The sequence below is a fragment of the Burkholderia sp. 22PA0099 genome (genome assembly GCF_047497165.1).
Classification (GTDB): domain Bacteria; phylum Pseudomonadota; class Gammaproteobacteria; order Burkholderiales; family Burkholderiaceae; genus Burkholderia.
On record NZ_CP163164.1, the window covers coordinates 758889 to 778339 of the forward strand.

The window sequence follows — 19451 nt, forward strand, 5'->3', positions numbered from 1 at the left end:
CATCGGCCGCGCTCCCGCGGCCACCGTCTGAACGAACCAAACCGAATCGACTGGAAGGAGATCTCCGTGAAGAATGCCGATCTGCAAGCCCGCAAGAACGCCGCCACCCCGCGCGGCGTCGGCGTGATGTGCGACTTTTACGCGGCCCGCGCCGAGAACGCCGAGCTGTGGGACGTCGAAGGCCGCCGCTTCATCGACTTCGCCGCCGGCATCGCCGTGATGAACACGGGCCATCGCCATCCGAAGCTGGTCAAGGCCGTGGCCGCGCAGCTCGAACAGTTCACGCACACCGCCTACCAGATCGTGCCGTACGCGTCGTACGTCGAACTGGCCGAAAAGATCATCGCCCGCGCGCCGGGCAAACAGGCCAAGAAGGCCGCGTTCTTCACGACCGGCGCCGAAGCCGTCGAAAACGCCGTGAAGATGGCCCGCGCGTTTACCGGCCGTCCGGGCGTGATCGCGTTCGCGGGCGGCTTCCACGGCCGCACCATGATGGGCATGGCGCTGACCGGCAAGGTCGCCCCCTACAAGCTGAACTTCGGCCCGTTCCCGGGCGACGTGTTCCACGCCCCCTACCCGAACGCACTGCACGGCATCAGCACGGCCGATTCGCTGAAGGCGATCGACATGCTGTTCAAGGCCGACATCGATCCGAAGCGCGTCGCCGCGATCATCTTCGAACCGGTGCAGGGCGAAGGCGGCTTCTACCAGGCGCCGGCCGATTTCGTGCGCGGCCTGCGCAAGATCTGCGACGAACACGGCATCGTGCTGATCGCCGACGAAGTGCAGACCGGCTTCGCGCGCACCGGCAAGCTGTTCGCGATGCAGCACTACGACGTGCTGCCCGACCTGACCACCATGGCCAAGAGCCTGGCCGGCGGGATGCCGCTGTCGGGCGTGGTCGGCCGCGCCGACGTGATGGATGCGGCGGCCCCCGGCGGCCTCGGCGGCACCTACGCCGGCAACCCGCTGGCGGTGGCCGCGGCGCACGCGGTGCTCGACATCATCGACGAAGAGCAACTCGAAGCACGTGCCGTGAAGCTCGGCGACGCGCTGAAGGCGAAGCTCGCCGCACTCAAGCCGGAGATCCCGCAGATCGTCGACGTGCGCGGCCCGGGCGCGATGGTCGCCGTGGAGTTCTTCAAGGCCGGCACGCAGGAGCCGGACGCCGAATTCACCAAGCGCGTGCAGGCGCGCGCGCTGGAGCGCGGCCTGTTGCTGCTGGTGTGCGGCGTGTATTCGAACGTGGTCCGCTTCCTGTTCCCGCTGACGATTCAGGACGCCGTGTTCGACGAAGCGCTCGGCATCCTCGAGGAAGTCCTGAAGGAAACCGTCGGCGTCGCCGCCTGACGCGCGCCCACCCGGCCCGACACGCCGCGTTCGCTTCGAACGCGGCGTTTTACATTCGCATCACGAGGTCACGCATGAGCCACGACATCACCGCCGCATTGAAGGACGCCTCGCTGTTCCGTCAGCAGATCTATCTGAACGGCGAATGGCAGGACGCCGCGAACGGCGCCACGTTCGAAGTCCGCAACCCCGCCACCGGCGACCTGCTCGGCACCGTGCCGCTGGCCGGCACGACCGAAACGCGCCGCGCCATCGAGGCCGCCAACGCCGCCTGGCCGGCCTGGCGCAAGCGCACCGCGAAGGAGCGCGCCGCGATCCTGCGCAAGTGGTACGAGCTGATGCTCGCCCACGCCGACGATCTCGCGCTGATCCTGACCACCGAACAGGGCAAGCCGCTCGCCGAGGCGAAGGGCGAAATCCTGTATGCCGCGTCGTTCATCGAATGGTTCGCCGAGGAAGGCAAGCGCGTGTACGGCGACACCATCCCGACGCCGGCCGGCGACAAGCGCATCGTCGTCACGAAGGAGCCGATCGGAGTGTGCGCGGCGATCACGCCGTGGAATTTCCCGGCCGCGATGATCACGCGCAAGGTCGGCCCGGCGCTGGCCGCGGGCTGCCCGATCGTCGTGAAGCCGGCCGAAGCCACGCCGTTCTCGGCGCTGGCGCTGGCCGTGCTGGCCGAGCGCGCGGGCGTGCCGGCCGGCGTGTTCAGCGTGGTGACGGGCGACCCGAAGGCGATCGGCGGCGAGCTGACCGGCAACGCCACGGTGCGCAAGCTGTCGTTCACCGGCTCGACGCCGGTGGGCCGCCTGCTGATGGCGCAGTGCGCGCCGACGGTCAAGAAGGTGTCGCTGGAGCTGGGCGGCAACGCGCCGTTCATCGTGTTCGACGACGCCGATCTCGATGCGGCCGTGGAAGGCGCGATCGCCTCGAAGTATCGCAACAGCGGCCAGACCTGCGTCTGCACCAACCGCTTCTACGTGCACGACGCGGTGTACGACGCGTTCGCCGACAAGCTCGCGGCGGCGGTGGCCAGGCTGAAGATCGGCCGCGGCACCGAGGCCGGCGTCACGCAAGGCCCGCTGATCAACGAAGCGGCCGTGCTGAAGGTGGAATCGCACATCGAGGATGCGCTGGCGAAGGGCGCGAAGGTGATCACGGGCGGCAAGCGCCACGCGCTCGGCCACGGCTTCTTCGAGCCGACCGTGCTGACCGGCGTGACGCCCGACATGAAGGTGGCGAAGGACGAAACGTTCGGTCCGCTCGCGCCGCTGTTCCGCTTCGCCTCGGACGACGAAGTGATTCGTCATGCGAACGACACCGAGTTCGGCCTCGCCGCGTATTTCTACAGCCGCGACATCGGCCGCGTCTGGCGCGTCGCGGAATCGCTCGAATACGGCATGGTGGGCATCAACACCGGCCTGATCTCGAACGAGGTCGCGCCGTTCGGCGGCGTCAAGCAATCGGGCCTCGGCCGCGAAGGCTCGCACTACGGCATCGACGATTACGTCGTGATCAAGTATCTGTGCCTGGCGGTCTGATTCCGGCTCTGCCGGCAGCGAAATGAACAACGCCTTCGCGGTTCACGCCGCGAAGGCGTTGTCGTTTGCGTCAGCGAAACACGCCCACCGCATCCACCAGCGAGGTGGCCTGCTGGCGCAAGCTTTCGGAGGCCGCCGCGCTCTGCTCGACCAGCGCCGCGTTCTGCTGCGTGATGTTGTCGAGATCCACCACCGCGCGATCCACCTGCTCGACGCCCACGCTCTGCTCTTCCGTGGCCGAGCTGATGTCGGCGATCAGGTCGGCCACGCGCTTGACCTGCACCACGAGGTCGTCCATCGTGCGGCCCGCGTCGTCCACGCGGCGCGCGCCCGAGGCCACCCGATCGACGCTGTTCTCGATCAGCGTCTTGATCTCCTTGGCCGCATTCGCGCTGCGCTGCGCGAGCGCGCGCACCTCGCCCGCCACCACCGCGAAGCCGCGGCCCTGTTCGCCCGCGCGCGCCGCTTCCACCGCGGCATTGAGCGCGAGGATGTTGGTCTGGAACGCGATGCCGTCGATCACGCCGATGATGTCCGCGATGCGGCGCGAGCTGTCGGTGATCTCGTTCATGGTGCCGACGATCTCTTCCACCGCATGGCCGCCGCGCGAGGCCGCGTCGCTGGCCGACACGGCAAGCTGGTTCGCCTGCGAGGCGGTGGCCGCGTTGTTCGACACGGTGGCCGTCATCTGCGCCATCGACGACGCCGTCTGCTGCACGGCCGTCGCGGCCTGCTCGGTGCGGGCGCTCAGGTCGTTGTTGCCCTGCGCGATCTCGCTGCTGGCGCGCTGCACGTTCAGCACCTGCTCGCTGACGTCGTCCACCAGCCAGCGGAACATCAGCCCCAATTGGTCGATCGTGCGCAGCGTCATGCCAATCTCGTCGACACGCGTGGCGGCCGGGCCGTTGCGGCTCTCGCCGGTCGCCACGTTCAACGCGCGCTCGTGCAGATCGCGCAGCGGCCGCACGATCTGCGCGTCGAGCCACATCGCCACCAGCCCCGTGGCCACCGCCGTGACGGCGGCCACGCCGGCCAGCGGCAACCCGCTCGCGCCACAGGCCCACGCGCCGCCCGTCACCACCGGCACCAGCGCCGCCAGTGGCGCATACATGCGCGTGCGCACCGACATCGTCTTGAGCAGCGACGCGAGCCGGCCGAAACCGCCGCGAATCACGATGCCCTTGTAGAAACGCCGGCCGCCCGCGCGGCCTTCGCGGAAGTCGCGATACAGCGCTTCGGCGGCGGCGATGTCCTCGCGCGACGCCTTGGTGCGCACCGACATATAGCCCTGCGGCTGGCCGTTGCGCATCAGCGGCACGGCGTTGGCGCGCACCCAGTAGTGGTCGCCGTTCTTGCGGCGGTTCTTGACGAGCGCCATCCACGGCTCGCCGCCCTGGATGGTCGCCCACATGTCGGCGAACGCCTCGCGCGGCATGTCGGGGTGCCGCACCGTGTTGTGCGGCGCGCCGACCAGTTCTTCCGGCGTGAAGCCGCTGATCTGGACGAAGCTCGCGTTCGCGTAGGTGATGGTGCCGTCGGCGCGCGTGGTCGACATCAACGTCGCGTCGTCGGGGAATTCGTATTCGTGCTGCGTGACCGGCTGGTTATTGCGCATTCATTGGCTCCGGCACACGGCGTCGAAGGCATGGGCCACCGTGGCTTCTCTCATTCAGGTCAGGTCGTGCTGGGGCCCGCGTGGCATCGCAACGGCTGCGGGCTTATCTCTTTTTTGACGGCAGCATTGGGGAAAACATTAACCCGATCAGGAGAAAAGCTCTCAAAATCCTCATTTTCCAGATCTACATCAATAAATTGCCAATTAATTGATCCGTGATCGACGGCACGTGGCAAGGCTCGCGCCCATGAAAAACGGCAGCCCGACCGAAGGTCGAGGCTGCCGTCGGCCACCCGCGCGAACGCGGGCGGCAAGGAGCGAGGGGCGCTAAGGCGCGATCAGACGCGTTCGATGGCGAGCGCGATGCCCTGGCCCACGCCGATGCACATCGTGCACAGCGCGAAGCGGCCCTGCGTGCGATGCAGTTGGTACATCGCCGTGGTCACGAGACGCGCGCCCGATGCGCCGAGCGGGTGGCCCAGCGCGATCGCGCCGCCGTTCGGGTTGACGCGAGCATCGTCGTCGGCCACGCCGAGCATGCGCAGCACGGCCAGGCCTTGCGAGGCGAACGCTTCGTTCAGCTCGATCACGTCGAACTGGTCGATCGTCATGCCGAGTTGCGCGAGCAGCTTCTGCGTGGCCGGCGCGGGGCCGATGCCCATCACGCGCGGCGCGACGCCGGCCGTCGCCATGCCCAGGATGCGCGCGCGCGGCACCAGCCCGTGACGCTTCGCGTTCTCTTCGTTGGCGATCAGCAGCGCGCAGGCGCCGTCGTTGACGCCCGACGCATTGCCGGCCGTGACCGTGCCGTCCGGACGCACCACGCCCTTCAGCTTGGCCAGCGCCTCCAGCGAGGTTTCGCGCGGGTGTTCATCGCGCGACACCACCAGCGGATCGCCCTTCTTCTGCGCGATCGTGACCGCCGTGATTTCCTGCGCCAGCGTGCCGTCCTGCTGCGCGCGCGCCGCCTTCTGCTGGCTGCGCAGCGCGAACGCGTCCTGATCGGCGCGGCTGATCGCGTAGTCTGCCGCGACGTTCTCGCCCGTCTCCGGCATCGAATCGACGCCGTACAGCTTCTTCATCAACGGATTGACGAAGCGCCAGCCGATCGTGGTGTCGTGGATCTCGGCCTGACGCGAGAACGCGCTCGCGGCCTTGCCCATCACGAACGGCGCGCGGCTCATGCTTTCCACGCCGCCGGCGATCATCAGCCCAGCCTCGCCCGACTTGATCGCGCGCGCGGCGATGCCGATCGCGTCCATGCCGGAACCGCACAGGCGGTTGACCGTCGAACCGGGCACGCCTTCCGGCAGGCCCGCCAGCAGCGCCGACATGCGCGCGACGTTGCGGTTGTCTTCGCCGGCCTGGTTGGCGCAGCCGAAGATCACGTCGTCGATCGCGGCCCAATCGACTTCGCGGTTGCGCTCGACCAGCGCCTTGAGCGGCACCGCGCCCAGGTCGTCGGCGCGAACGCCGGAAAGCGCGCCGCCGTAGCGGCCGATCGGGGTGCGGATTGCGTCACAAAGGAATGCATCGGTCATGGTTGTCTCCGGAACTTCGTTCGGATGAAATGCGCGCCGGCACACTCGCCGCGCCGCATCGGAATGTTCTATAAGCGAACACAAGATCGAATATCGAACTATTTTGCGATCATAGGGAGGCGGCCGGGGGCGTGTCAAGTTCGAGGGCGCTCCCAGCGGCGATTCTCCGCACCCAAGCTTGGCGCGACCCGTCCCCTTGCGCTACTCTCCACCGCTACACGACACGACCCCAGCCCATGAGTACAGACGATCTTCAGGCCAAACCCGGCGACTCCTATGTTCAATCGTTCGCGCGCGGCCTGGCCGTGATTCGCGCATTCGACGCCGAGCATCCGGAGCAGACGCTGACCGAGGTCGCCGCGGCGACCGGGCTGACGCGAGCGGGCGCGCGCCGGATCCTGCTGACGCTGCAAACGCTCGGTTACGTGGAGGCCGAAGGCCGGCTGTTCCGGCTCACGCCGAAAATCCTCGATCTGGGCTTCGCCTACCTCACGTCGATGCCGTTCTGGAACCTGGCCGAACCAGTCATGGAGCAGCTTTCGGCGCAGATCCACGAAAGCTGCTCGGCGGCCGTGCTCGATCGCGCCGAGATTGTTTACGTGCTGCGCGTGCCGACCCACAAGATCATGACCATCAACCTGTCGATCGGCAGCCGGCTGCCTGCGTACTGTACGTCGATGGGGCGTGTGCTGCTGTCGTCGCTCGACGATTCGGCGCTCGACGAAGTGCTCGCGCTGCGCCCGATCCAGGCGCACACGCCGCGCACCATCACCGATCCGGCCGCGCTGAAGGCCGAGATCGCCACCGTGCGCAAGCAGGGCTGGGCGATCGTCGATCAGGAACTGGAGGCGGGGCTGATTTCGCTGTCCGCGCCGATCAAGAACCGGCGCGGGCGCGTGATCGCCGCGATGAACATCAGCGGCAATGCACAGCGGCACACGGCCAAGCAGATGGTGAAGGAGTTTCTGGAGCCGCTGCTGGAGGCGGCGCAGAGGGTGTCGGCGTTGGTGGCGCGCCGGAGTTGAGGGGCAAGGGAGACGGGGCGGGAAATCGCGCCGCCGCGCCCTGGCCTGCTACGTCGGAGAACGCCCTTATATAGGGCAAGCAGTTAGCAATTTGGTTTCAGCCGTCGTGGCAATCGGCACATTCAGTCGAGGCACCTGCCCCAGCACCGACGCAATGAATCCGTTGATCGTGGTGGTGCCGCCACCGAGCGTGTTATACACAGCGACAACGCGCGGCTGTATCAGCGTCTTGCTGTCATACAGTTTTGCCTTCATGGTGCCGATCGCTTGAATCGCACCCTGGATCGACGCCACGCTGATTTCGGTGGGAACCGGCAATGCCGTGGAAATATTTTCCCCTGTCACGCCCATCGTTTGCAGCACCAGGGTTCCGCTGAGTTTGTTCGCCTGGGCAGCCGCACCAATCGCCAGCAAATTGCCCAGATTGATTCCCGCTGCGCTGGTGGTCAAATTCGCGGTTAGACGCAAACCAATTCCGATATAAACCGGCACCGAGCTATCGGCTTTTTCATAACTATCGACCACCCTCACCGTGAAACCGTTGGAGGTCGGCGAAGGGTCATCTTTTTTAACAAAAAAGGCGACCGTATTCGATTTGACATAGTCGATGGTGACGACATATTGGCTGTTCGATGCGCTGATCGACGTTGGCCCGTAGGTCACCTTTCCGGATGCATCGATCTTGCCGATCGCGAGCCGCATGGTTTCGTCAGGCAAGGCCCCGAGCAGTTCGTCGCGAGTCGGCCTGCCGGTCACGCAATGGCCTTGAGCATCGATGGGCTGCACCGTGGTCGACACCGGATCAAGCGGCTGATAACCGTATGACGAATCCGCTCCGGACGTTGTGCTCGAGTTGGTCGGCACCTGGATTTGAAAACCGGAACACGCATACAAGGTCGAAACAACGCATGCCAACACCGTCAAGCGGCCGGCCCGCTCGAGTTGCGCCGCACCAGACAATCCTCTCATTTCTCACCCCGATTTTTCATTTTAATTTGATGACATCGCACGCTTAAAAACCTGAATCAATACGGCAGTGCAAGTCGCCGCAAGCATGTGAGAAAAAAGATAAACCGTCAAGCAGGGATAACGTGCCACGCGGCAAAGATTCGGCTTTATCGATATCAAAAACGCAGGTCGGAAAAATCGATAGCAGCCAATGAATAATCGCCACATTGGCGAATTCAAATTCTTCAGGAATAAAAAAACCCGCTCGGCTTTATGCCAGCGGGGTTTTAAACAAGCTGATCGTGCGCATTTGATCCGCACGTTTCAAAGCATCGCTGCGAGCCACTCAGCCGATGATATCCACCCAACCGTGCTGGTCCGCTTCCTTGCCCGTCTGAATACCGACCAGCGTCTGCTTCAGGCGCTGCGTGACCGGGCCGGCATTGCCGTCGCCGATCGTGAACGTGTGCTTGCGGCCCTTCACCTGGCCGATCGACGTGACCACCGCGGCCGTGCCGCAGGCGAACGATTCGACGAGCTTGCCGCTCTTCGCATCGGCTTCCCACTGTTCGATCGAATAGGCTTCCTCGCGCACCGTGTAGCCGAGGTCGCGGGCCAGATCGATCAGCGAGGCGCGCGTGATGCCCGGCAGGATCGTGCCGGTCAGCGGCGGCGTTTGCAGCGAGCCGTCGGCGAACACGAAGAACACGTTCATGCCGCCCAGCTCCTCGATCCAGCGGCGCTCCACGGCGTCGAGGAACACTACCTGATCGCAGCCTTCGCGCGAGGCCTCGGCCTGCGCGGCCAGGCTGGCGGCGTAGTTGCCGCCGCATTTCGCGTCGCCCGTGCCGCCGGGCGCGGCGCGCGTGTAGCTGTCCGACACCCAGATCGAGACGCCCTTCGACGCGTCGCCCTTGAAATACGCGCCCACCGGCGTGGCGATCACGCAGTACAGATATTCGGCGGACGGCTTCACGCCGAGCACCACTTCATTGGCGATCATGAACGGGCGCAGATACAGCGCGCTGCCTTCGGCTGACGGGATCCAGCCGCGCTCGAGGCTGACCAGCTCGCGCACCGAGTTCACGAACAGGTCCTCGGGCAGCTCGGCCATCGCCAGACGCCGCGCGGAATTGCGGAAACGCTTGGCGTTCTGGTCCGGGCGGAACAGCGCGATCTTGCCGTCCGGCAGCGGATACGCCTTCATGCCCTCGAAGATTTCCTGCGCATAGTGCAGCACGAGCATCGCCGGATCGACTTCCAGCGGCTTGCGCGGAGCGATCTTCGCATCGTGCCAGCCCTGGCCTTCCGTATAGCGGATCGTCACCATGTGGTCGGTGAAGATCTTGCCGAAGCCGGGGTTCGCGAGCAGGCGCGCGCGTTCTTCGGCGGAAGTCGGGTTCGGGTGGCGTTCGATCGGGAAAGTCGAGGTGCTGCCGGTGCTCATGAGGTCCGCTCCTGGTGTTCTAGAGAGCGGCGGGGACGCCCGCCGCCGTGATAACCGGACACTGTAATCGACCTGAGCGTTCCGCGCATCCCGGAATGGCCCGGGCAGCGCCATTTCGCTCTCCTACCCGGGCCGCCCCTTCTCGCCAATCCTCACAAAAACAAGGAATTAGACACGCGCCGGCTGGAATCGATGATTGCCAGCACGTGCTTAAAAGTGACGTGTCAGCAACGGTCGGCCGCCGCCCGCCCGCCGTGGATACGGGGTCGCATGCCTTGGCGTGCGTAACGGCGCGGCGGTGTCCCGCCGCTCGGTCGGGACGTTGCGCCGTCAGGCGGCCGCGGCCACGCCGTCGAGTTCGCGCATCACGTCATCGGGCAGCGCCAGATCGCCGGCCGCCAGGTTCTCGTGCAGGTGGGCCACCGACGAGGTGCCCGGAATCAGCAGCAGGTTCGGCGAACGGCGCAGCAGCCAGGCCAGCGCGACCTGCATCGGCGTCGCGCCGAGCCGCTCGGCCACGCCAGACAGCACCGACGATTGCAGCGGCGAGAAACCGCCCAGCGGGAAGAACGGCACGTAGGCGATGCCGTCGGCGGCCAACGCGTCGATCAGCGCATCGTCGGCGCGATGCACGAGGTTGTAGTGGTTCTGCACGCACACGATCTCGCAGATCTTGCGCCCTTCCTCGATCTGCGCGCGCGTGACGTTGCTCAGGCCGATATGGCGCACCAGCCCCTGTTGCTGCAACTCGGCCAGCGCGCTCAGTTGCGTCTCGATCGAGCCTTCGGCCGGGCCGTGCGTCGAGAACATGATGCGCAGGTTCACGACGTCGATCGCATCGAGCTGCAAGCGGCGCAGGTTGTCGTGCACGGCGCTTTTCAGCTCGTCGGGCGTGTAGGCCGGCAGCCAGGCGCCGTCGTCGCCGCGACGCGCGCCGATCTTGGTGACGATCACGAGATCGTCGCGATACGGGTGCAGCGCCTCGCGAATCAGCTCGTTGGTCACGTACGGGCCGTAGAAATCGCTGGTGTCGATATGGTCGACGCCGGCTTCGACGGCCGCACGCAGCACGGCGAGCGCGGCGGCGCGATCCTTCGGCGGCCCGAACACGCCGGGGCCGGCCAGTTGCATCGCGCCGTAGCCGATCCGGTGCACCGGCAGATCGCCGAGTTCGAAGGTGGAAGCACGAAGTGATGCGGTCATGTAAGGCTCCTGCGGTGGCAACGTGAAGGAATCCAGAGCTTACGCGCTGGCGATTCCATCGATAAGCCGCCATAATCCGCACGGCTTGTACGAAGGAGCGAACAATGAGCAGCGTCGATCTCACGGAATTGCAGGCGTTCGTCGCGGTCGCGCGCGCGAAGGGCTTTCGCGACGGTGCACGCGCCACCGGCAACAGCGCGTCGGGCCTCAGCGAGGCGGTGCGCCGGCTCGAAACGCGGCTCGGCGTGCGGCTGCTGAATCGCACCACGCGCAGCGTGGTGCCGACCGAGGCCGGCGAGCGGCTGTTGGCCCGGCTCGCCCCGGCGCTCGATGAAGTGGAGGCGGCCATCGACGTGATCAACGGCCTTCGCGACCGCCCGGCCGGCACGCTGAAGCTCAACGTGCCGGTCAGCGCGGCGCGGCTGGTGCTGCCGTCGATCGTGCCGCGCTTTCTGGCCGCCTACCCGGAGATCCGCCTCGAAGTGGCCGCCGACGAAAGCTTCGTCGACGTGCTGGCGGCCGGCTGCGACGCCGGCATCCGCTACGAGGAACGGCTGGAACAGGACATGATCGCGGTGCCGATCGGCCCGCGCGTGCAGCGCCTCGCGCTCGGCGCGGCGCCCGGCTATCTGGCGCGGCGCGGGCGGCCCGCGCATCCGCGCGACCTGCTCGAACACGAATGCATCCTCGGCCGCTTCCCGGGGCGCGCGATCCCGCCGTGGGATTTCGAGCGCGATGGGGAAAAGGTGCGGATCGAACCGTCGGGGCAGTTGCTGGTGGAACTGGGTGCGGCCGTCGATCTGGCCGTGGATGCCGCGCTGGCCGGCACCGGCATCGTGCATCTGTTCGAGGATTGGCTGAAGCCGTATTTCGAGAGCGGCGCGCTCGAACCGGTGCTGGAGCCGTGGTGGGAATCGTTCTCCGGGCCGTTTCTGTACTACCCGGGGCGGCGGCTCGTGCCGGCGCCGTTGCGCGCGTTCATCGATTTCATTCGCGCCGACGCGCCGGCCTGAGCCGGCCATCCGCCGGGCCGCCGCATTGCACGACGGCCCGGGCCGGCATTGCCAAGGATTACGAACGACCGCCGTACACCGGGAAGCGTGCCGTCAGCTCGCTGACCTGGTCGCGCACGCGTTCGAGCGTAGCCGCGTCGTCCGGCGCTTCGAGCACGTCGGCGATCAGGTTGCCGACGATCTCGGCTTCCTTCGTGCCGAAGCCGCGCGTCGTCATCGCCGGCGAGCCCAGGCGAACGCCCGAGGTCACGAACGGCTTTTCCGGGTCATTCGGAATCGCGTTCTTGTTCACCGTGATGTGCGCCAGGCCCAGCGCCGCTTCCGCCGCCTTGCCCGTGATCTTCTTCGCTTGCAGATCCACCAGCATCACGTGGCTTTCCGTGCGGCCCGACACGATCCGCAGGCCACGCTTGACCAACGTTTCCGCCAGCACGCGCGCGTTGTCCACCACTTGCTGCTGATACGTCTTGAATTCCGCCGAACCGGCTTCCTTGAACGCCACCGCCTTCGCCGCGATCACATGCATCAGCGGGCCGCCCTGGATCCCCGGGAAGATCGCCGAGTTGATCTGCTTCTCGAACTCCGCCTTCATCAGGATCACGCCGCCGCGCGGGCCGCGCAGGCTCTTGTGCGTCGTCGTGGTCACGAAATCGGCGTGCGGCACCGGGTTCGGATACAGCCCCGCTGCGATCAGGCCGGCGTAGTGCGCCATGTCGACCATGAAGTACGCGCCGATGTCCTTCGCCACGCGCGAGATCCGCTCGAAATCGATCTTCAGCGAGAACGCCGAGGCGCCCGCGATGATCAGCTTCGGCTTGGTTTCGTGCGCGCGCTTTTCCAGTGCTTCGTAATCGATGTCTTCGTTCGCGTCCAGGCCGTAGCTGACCACGTTGAACCACTTGCCCGACATGTTCAGCGCCATGCCGTGCGTCAGGTGGCCGCCTTCGGCCAGGCTCAGGCCCATGATCGTGTCGCCCGGCTTCAGCACCGCGAAGAACACGCCCTGGTTCGCCTGCGAACCCGAGTTCGGCTGCACGTTCGCCGCTTCCGCGCCGAACAGCGCCTTCACGCGATCGATCGCCAGTTGCTCGACCACGTCCACGTACTCGCAGCCGCCGTAATAGCGCTTGCCGGGGTAGCCTTCCGCGTACTTGTTGGTCAGTTGCGAACCTTGCGCAGCCATCACGGCCGGGCTGGTGTAGTTCTCGGAAGCGATCAGTTCGATGTGATCTTCCTGGCGCTGGTTTTCGTGCTGGATGGCTTGCCAGAGGTCCGGATCGACCGCTTCGATGGTGCTGGTGGAATAGTTGAACATGATTTTCCCGACGTCCGTCGTCAAAAGACTTACCTGCGCCGCAGCCGCGGCGTGCCTCGATCAAATTGCCTGATTCGGAACGTTATTCAAGCGGAAGCGCCGGTTCGCATCTAGAAGAATTGCGACAACGCGATAGGACGGAATCGGCGCAGGGGGTAACGAGGCCGGATCGATGTCGCCCGCTGACAGGTCGGTGACGCTTCGCCATCGCGCGCGGCATGACGGGCTCGACGCATTCCGGTTCGACAAAAAACGACACCCCGGAAACCGCGAGGGCTTCCGGGGTGTGCGTGAGGCGCGGGCGGCAATCCATGCCGCCGCCCGTACCGGGGTCAGCCCGCCTTGGCTTGCGAGGCCGCCGCAGCCGGCGCGGCCTGCTTGCCGTAATCCACCGGCGCATCGGCTTCGCGCGGCTGATCGCCGGTCTGCTCGATCCAGCCGCCGCCCAGCGCGCGGTACAAGTCCACCAGGTTGGTCCAGCGCGCGAGGCGTGCCGAGATCAGCGTGGTTTGCGCCGTGTACAGGTCGGTTTGCGCCGTCAGCACCGTCAGATAACTGTCCACCCCGTTGCGGTAGCGCAGGTCGGACAGATCGTAACGGCGCTGCTGCGCCTCTTCGTTGCGTGCCAGCGCCGCGATCTGCTGATCGTAGGTGCCGCGCGCCGCCAGGCCGTTCGACACTTCGCTGAACGCCGACTGGATCGCCTTCTCGTAGTTCGCGATCTCGATGCGCTTTTCCACATGCGCCAGATCGAGGTTCGCGATGTTCGAGCCGCCCTCGAAAATCGGCAGCGCGATGTTCGGCGCGAACGACCACGCCGCCGTGCCGGCCTTGAACAGGCCGCCCAGCGTCGGGCTCGCGGTGCCGAACGCGGCCGTCAGCGAGATCTTCGGGAAGAACGCCGCACGGGCCGCGCCGATGTTCGCGTTGGCCGCGCGCAGCGTCTGCTCGGCCTCCATGATGTCGGGGCGGCGCGTCAGCAGATCCGACGGCAAGCCGGCCGGAATATCCGTCAGCAGGTTCTGGTTGTTCAGCGGCAAACCGGCCGGCAGATCGTCGGGCAGCGGCTCGCCGACCAGCAGCACCAGCGCGTTCACGGCTTGCGCGCGTGCCCGGGCTTGCGCCTGCTGATTGGCCAGCGCCTGCTCGACCACCGTCTGCGCCTGGCGCAGATCCAGCTCCGAACCGGTGCCGTTGTCGAACTGCAGCTTCGTCAGGTTGTACGACGATTGCGCGTTCTTCAGCGTGTCTTCCGTGACCTTCAGCAGGTCGTCGGTCGATTGCAGCGTCAGATACTGATCCGCCACCTGCGAGACGAGCGAGATTTCCTGCGCCTTGCGGGCCTGTGCCGTCGACAGGTATTGCGCCAGCGCCTGATCCTTCAGGCTCTGGATTCGGCCGAACAGGTCCAGCTCCCACGACGCCGACAAGCCGACGTTGTAGTCGCGCGTAATCAGCGGAGCGCCGGTGGTCGATATACCGGCCGGCAGCCGCTCGATCGAGCCGGTGCCGGTGCCGCCGAGCGTCGGCAGCAGTTCGGCGCGCGTGATCTGATACTGCGCGCGCGCCGCCTCGATGTTGAGCACCGAGACACGCAGGTCGCGGTTGTTCTTCAGCGCCAATTCGATCAGTTGCTGCAAGCGCGGATCGGCGAAGAAGTTGCGCCAGCCGATGTCCGGCGCGGCCTGGCCTTGGGCGCTGCGCGCGTCGCTCGCGCCCGGCTGCGTCGCGTAGACGCCGTCGGACGGGAACGAGCCCGACACGGGCGCATCCGGACGCTTGTAATGCGGCGCCATCGTGCAGCCCGAAGCGACGAGCGCGAACGCCATTGCCGTCAAAACGATTTTTCGCATGGTCATCAATGTTCCTGGTTGCCGTCGCCTTCTTGCGTGCGGTGTGCGTGTTCCTGCGCGAGACGCAGCGCCTGATCCGGGTCTTCCTTCTCGCCGCCGAAGATCGACCGCACCTTCACGAAGAACATCGGAATCATGAAGATCGCGAGGAAGGTGGCCGTCATCATGCCGCCGATCACGCCCGTGCCGATCGCGTGCTGGCTGCCCGAGCCCGCGCCGTTGCTGATCGCCAGCGGCAGCACGCCCAGGATGAACGCCAGCGACGTCATCAGAATCGGACGCAACCGCAGCCGCGCCGCTTCCAGCGCTGCCTCGACCGGGCCCATCTTCTCGGTAAGCTGCAATTCACGCGCGAATTCCACGATCAGAATCGCGTTCTTCGCCGACAAGCCCACCGTGGTCAGCAAGCCGACCTGGAAGAACACGTCGTTCTCGAGGCCGCGCAGCGTCGACGCGATCAGTGCACCGATCACGCCGAGCGGCACCACCATGATCACCGAGAACGGGATCGACCAGCTTTCGTACAGCGCCGCCAGACACAGGAACACCACCAGGATCGAGATGCCGTACAGAATCGGCGCCTGCGAACCCGACTGCACTTCCTGCAGCGACAGGCCCGTCCACGAATAGCCGATGCCGTTCGGCAACTGCGCCGCGATCCGGGACATCGCGTTCATCGCCTGCCCCGTCGAGTTGCCCGTCGATGCCTGACCCTGGATTTCCACGGCCGAGATACCGTTGTAGCGCTCGAGCTTCGGCGAACCGTAGGTCCAGTGGCCGGTGGCGAACGCGCTGAACGGCACCATCCCGCCCGAGCTGTTGCGCACGTACCAGACGCTCAGGTCTTCCGGCGTCACGCGGAACGGCGAATCGCCCTGCAGGTACACCTTCTTGATACGACCGTCCGTATCGAGGAAGTTGTTGACGTACTGCGAGGCCCACGCGATCGAGAACGTCTGGTCGATCGAGGACGGCGTCACGCCGAGCGCGTCGGCCTTCTCGCGATCGATATCGACCTTGTACTGCGGCGTGTCGTTCAGGCCGTTCGGACGCACCAGCGCCAGCGTCGGGTCCTTGGCGGCCATGCCGAGCAACTGGTTGCGCGCGGCCATCAACGCATCGTGGCCGAGGCCCGCGTTGTCGGTCAGCTCGAAGTCGAAGCCGGCTGCGGTGCCCAGTTCGGGAATCGACGGCGGGTTGAACGGGATCACCATCGCGTCCTTGTAGGCCGAGTAGTGCCCGAAGGTCCGCTTGATCAGGGCCTGCACCTTGCGGTCGTCGGCCAGACGCTCTTCGAACGGCTTGAGCTTGACGAACACCAGGCCGGCATTCTGGCCACGGCCGGCGAAGCTGAAGCCGTTCACCGTGAACACCGAATCCACGACGTTCTTCTCGCTGTTCGCCATGTAATCGGTGATGTCCTTCAGCGTGCGAGCCGTGGTTTCCTGCGTGGAGCCCGGCGGCGTCTGCACGATCATGAACATGTAGCCCTGATCTTCATCGGGCAGGAACGACTTCGGCAGGCGCACGAACAGGAAGCCCACGCCGACGATCACCGCGAGATAGATCACGAGCCAGCGGCCCGAGCGCTTGATCACGTGGTGCACGCCGACGTGGTACTTCTCGCGGCCCTTGTCGAAGTTGCGATTGAACCAGCCGAAGAAACCCTTCTTCTCTTCGTGATGGCCCTTCTCGATCGGCTTGAGCAGCGTCGCGCACAGGGCCGGCGTCAGGATCAACGCCACCAGCACCGACAGCACCATCGCCGACACGATCGTCAACGAGAACTGGCGATAGATCGCGCCCACCGAGCCGCCCGAGAACGCCACCGGCACGAACACGGCCGACAGCACCAGCGCCACGCCCACCAGCGCGCTGGTGATCTGGCCCATCGCCTTCTTGGTGGCTTCCTTCGGCGACAGCCCTTCCTCGAACATCACGCGCTCGACGTTTTCCACCACCACGATCGCATCGTCCACCAGCAGGCCGATCGCGAGCACCAGGCCGAACATCGACAGCGTGTTGATCGTGAAGCCGGCCGCGCTCATGATCGCGAACGTGCCGAGCAGCACCACCGGCACGGCGATGGTCGGGATGATCGTGGCCCGCAGGTTCTGCAGGAACAGATACATCACGAGGAACACCAGCACGATGCCTTCCAGCAGCGTCTTGACCACTTCCTCGATCGACAGCTTCACGAACGGCGTGGTGTCGTACGGGTAGTGCACCACCATCCCGTGCGGGAAGTACTTCGACAGCTCGGTGACCTTGGCCTTGATCAGACCCGCCGTGGCGAGCGCGTTGGCGCCCGTCGCAAGCTGGATACCGACGCCGGCGGTCGGCTGGCCCATGTACTTCGTGTCGTAGTTGTAGTTTTCCGCGCCGAGGTAGATCTGCGCGACATCCTTCAGCCGAACCTGCGAACCATCCTGATTGACCTTCAGCAGGATCTTGCCGAACTGCTCCGGCGTCTGCAGCAGGGTCTGCTCGGTGATGGTCGCCTGCAGCACGGTGCCCGGCTTGGCCGGCGTGCCGCCGATCTGGCCGCCCGCGATCTGCACGTTCTGCGCGGCGATGGCGCTGGACACGTCCGCCGGCGTCAGGCTGTAGTTGGTCAGCTTGGTCGGGTCGAGCCAGATCCGCATCGCGTATTGCGAGCCGAGCAGCAGCGTCTGGCCGACGCCGTTCAGGCGGCTCAGCGGATCGAGCACGTGCGACGCGACGTAGTTCGTCAGGTCGTTACGGCCCATGCTGCCGTCTTCCGAGTTGAACGCGATCCACAACAGGTAGCTCGAGCTCGACTTGGTGACCTTCAGGCCGAGCTGCTGCACGACCTGCGGCAGAACCGGCGTCGCGAGCGACAGCTTGTTCTGCACCTGCACCTGCGCGATGTCCGGGTTGGTGCCCGGCGCGAACGAGATGGTGATCGTGGAGGTGCCCGAGTCGTCGCTCGTCGAGGACATGTACAGGAAGTTGTCGAGGCCGCTCATCTGCTGCTCGATCACCTGCGTGACCGTGTCCTCGACCGTCTTCGCCGATGCACCCGGGTACGTCGACGTGATCTGCACCGCGGGCGGCGCGATCGTCGGGTACTGCGAAATCGGCAGCGTGAAGATCGATGCGACGCCCACGAGCATCAGCACGATCGCAATCACCCACGCAAAAATTGGCCGATCAATAAAGAATTTTGCCATTTAGGACCTCTTGTTACTTCGCTGCGGACGCGCCCGATGCGGAAGCTGCGGGAGCTGATGCGCCGGATGCACCGGATGCCGGCGCGGATGCAGCGCTCGCATCCGATGCCGCGTTCGGGTCGGGCGGCAATTGCGCCGCGACCGGCTTGACCGTCGCGCCCGGCTGAACCTTGCCCACGCCCTGCACGATCACGCGGTCGCCCGTTTGCAGGCCGCCCTCGACCACCCAGTTCTGGCCGTAGGTGCCCGAGGTCGTCAGCACGCGCGACGCCACCTTGTTGTCCGAGCCGACCACCAGCGCCGTCGGCTGGCCCTTCGGATCGTGCTGGACGCCGACTTGCGGCACCAGGTACGCGTTGTCGTTCGAGCCTTCCTCGATGCGTGCACGCACGAACATGCCCGGCAGCAGCACGCGGTTCGGGTTCGGGAACAGCGCGCGAATCGTGACCGAACCGGTGGTCTGGTCGACCGTCACATCGGTGAATTGCAGCTTGCCTTCGAGCGGGTAGGTCTTGCCGTCTTCCAGCACCAGCTTGACCTTGGCCGCGTTCGGGCCGGCCGTCTTGATCCGGCCGCTCTGGATGTCCTGGCGCAGCTTCAGGCCGTCGAGGCTCGATTGCGTCAGATCCACATACATCGGATCGATCTGCTGGATGGTCGACAGCAGCGTGGCCGCACTGGCCTGCACGTAGGCGCCCGGCGTGACCTGCGAGATGCCGATGCGGCCGGTGATGGGCGAGAGCACATCGGTGTAGCCGAGGTTGATCTGCGCGGTATCCACGGCGGCCTTGCCCGACGCGACGTCGGCGGCGGCCTGGCCGGCCGAGGCCACGGCGTTGTCGTAATCCTGCTTGCTGACCGCGTTCGCGGCCACCAGCACCTTGAAGCGCGCGGCCTGCGCGTTGGTCGAGGCCAGGTTGGCCTGGGCCTTGGCGAGCGTGGCCTTGGCGCTGTTCAACGTGGCGATGTACGGCGCCGGGTCGATCTTGTAGAGGCGCTGGCCGGCCTTCACATCCCCCCCTTCGGTGAACTCGCGGCGCAGCACGATGCCGTCGACCCGCGCCCGCACTTGGGCAACCAGGAAGGCATTGGTGCGGCCCGGCAGTTCGGAGACGACCGGCACGGATTGCGGCTGGACCGTCACGACGCCGACTTCCGGCGTGGACGGCGGCGGAGCCGCATTCTGCTTTCCGCAGGCGGCAAGCAGCGCGGCTACGGCTGCTGCGACAGGAATAATGCGATAAGAAACCCGTTCGACGCGCATGGAGCGACCTCTATAAGAATCAACGAAACGGCACCGGCCGGCGACACTGCGCCGGTTACGATGCGGCAAACACGGGGACGACAAGCGCCGGCGCCACGATCGCGGCGTCGGCCCGTGTCACGCTCGCCGCCGCTCGCCCTGA

Annotated in this window: 13 protein-coding genes; 4 read left to right on the top strand and 9 right to left on the bottom strand. The window is 66.0% G+C overall.

The features are described 5' to 3' along the window. Nucleotides 1–66 precede the first annotated feature (66 nt). Nucleotides 67–1350: a 4-aminobutyrate--2-oxoglutarate transaminase gene (gene gabT / locus AB4851_RS03355; protein WP_414448417.1), complete on the top strand. Its 1284-nt coding sequence runs from the start codon at nucleotides 67–69 to the stop codon at nucleotides 1348–1350. 74 nt (nucleotides 1351–1424) lie between these two features. After that, nucleotides 1425–2891, top strand: a complete 1467-nt coding sequence (gene gabD, locus AB4851_RS03360) for an NADP-dependent succinate-semialdehyde dehydrogenase (RefSeq protein WP_414448418.1) — start codon at nucleotides 1425–1427, stop codon at nucleotides 2889–2891. A gap of 70 nt (nucleotides 2892–2961) precedes the next feature. On the opposite strand, the gene AB4851_RS03365 is transcribed toward gabD, so the two are convergent. Continuing rightward, on the bottom strand, nucleotides 2962–4506 hold the full coding sequence (locus AB4851_RS03365; protein WP_414448419.1) for a methyl-accepting chemotaxis protein: 1545 nt from the start codon (nucleotides 4504–4506) through the stop codon (nucleotides 2962–2964). 338 nt (nucleotides 4507–4844) lie between these two features. Then, nucleotides 4845–6047 carry a 3-oxoadipyl-CoA thiolase gene (gene pcaF, locus AB4851_RS03370; RefSeq protein WP_414448420.1) on the bottom strand — a complete coding sequence of 401 codons (1203 nt, stop codon included), beginning with the start codon at nucleotides 6045–6047 and terminating at the stop codon, nucleotides 4845–4847. 236 nt (nucleotides 6048–6283) lie between these two features. Here pcaF and AB4851_RS03375 point away from each other — a divergent pair, with 236 nt between their 5' ends. After that, nucleotides 6284–7072: an IclR family transcriptional regulator gene (locus tag AB4851_RS03375; protein ID WP_414440968.1), complete on the top strand. Its 789-nt coding sequence runs from the start codon at nucleotides 6284–6286 to the stop codon at nucleotides 7070–7072. Nucleotides 7073–7138: 66 nt separating this feature from the next. On the opposite strand, the gene AB4851_RS03380 is transcribed toward AB4851_RS03375, so the two are convergent. The 3 genes from AB4851_RS03380 to AB4851_RS03390 form a co-directional block, all read right to left on the bottom strand. Continuing rightward, complete coding sequence (locus AB4851_RS03380; RefSeq protein ID WP_414448421.1) at nucleotides 7139–8041, bottom strand: hypothetical protein; 903 nt, start codon at nucleotides 8039–8041, stop codon at nucleotides 7139–7141. Between the two features lie 325 nt (nucleotides 8042–8366). Beyond that, nucleotides 8367–9467, bottom strand: a complete 1101-nt coding sequence (locus AB4851_RS03385; protein ID WP_414448422.1) for a branched-chain amino acid aminotransferase — start codon at nucleotides 9465–9467, stop codon at nucleotides 8367–8369. A gap of 330 nt (nucleotides 9468–9797) precedes the next feature. Further along, nucleotides 9798–10670 (bottom strand): aldo/keto reductase family oxidoreductase, encoded by an 873-nt coding sequence (locus AB4851_RS03390; RefSeq protein WP_414448423.1) that lies wholly within the window; start codon nucleotides 10668–10670, stop codon nucleotides 9798–9800. Nucleotides 10671–10774: 104 nt separating this feature from the next. On the opposite strand from AB4851_RS03390, the gene AB4851_RS03395 reads away from it, so the two are divergent. Then, complete coding sequence (locus AB4851_RS03395; protein ID WP_414448424.1) at nucleotides 10775–11683, top strand: LysR substrate-binding domain-containing protein; 909 nt, start codon at nucleotides 10775–10777, stop codon at nucleotides 11681–11683. A gap of 58 nt (nucleotides 11684–11741) precedes the next feature. Here AB4851_RS03395 and glyA read toward each other — a convergent pair whose 3' ends face one another. The 4 genes from glyA to AB4851_RS03415 all read right to left on the bottom strand — a co-directional run bounded on the left by glyA (nucleotide 11742) and on the right by AB4851_RS03415 (nucleotide 19309). Then, nucleotides 11742–12998, bottom strand: coding sequence for a serine hydroxymethyltransferase (glyA, locus tag AB4851_RS03400; RefSeq protein WP_414448425.1), 1257 nt, complete (start codon nucleotides 12996–12998; stop codon nucleotides 11742–11744). A gap of 332 nt (nucleotides 12999–13330) precedes the next feature. Further along, nucleotides 13331–14851, bottom strand: coding sequence for an efflux transporter outer membrane subunit (locus AB4851_RS03405; RefSeq protein ID WP_414448426.1), 1521 nt, complete (start codon nucleotides 14849–14851; stop codon nucleotides 13331–13333). A 5-nt stretch (nucleotides 14852–14856) separates the two neighbouring features. Continuing rightward, nucleotides 14857–18045: an efflux RND transporter permease subunit gene (locus AB4851_RS03410; protein WP_414448427.1), complete on the bottom strand. Its 3189-nt coding sequence runs from the start codon at nucleotides 18043–18045 to the stop codon at nucleotides 14857–14859. Nucleotides 18046–18058: 13 nt separating this feature from the next. Further along, nucleotides 18059–19309: an efflux RND transporter periplasmic adaptor subunit gene (locus tag AB4851_RS03415; RefSeq protein ID WP_414448428.1), complete on the bottom strand. Its 1251-nt coding sequence runs from the start codon at nucleotides 19307–19309 to the stop codon at nucleotides 18059–18061. Between the last annotated feature and the right edge of the window lie 142 nt (nucleotides 19310–19451).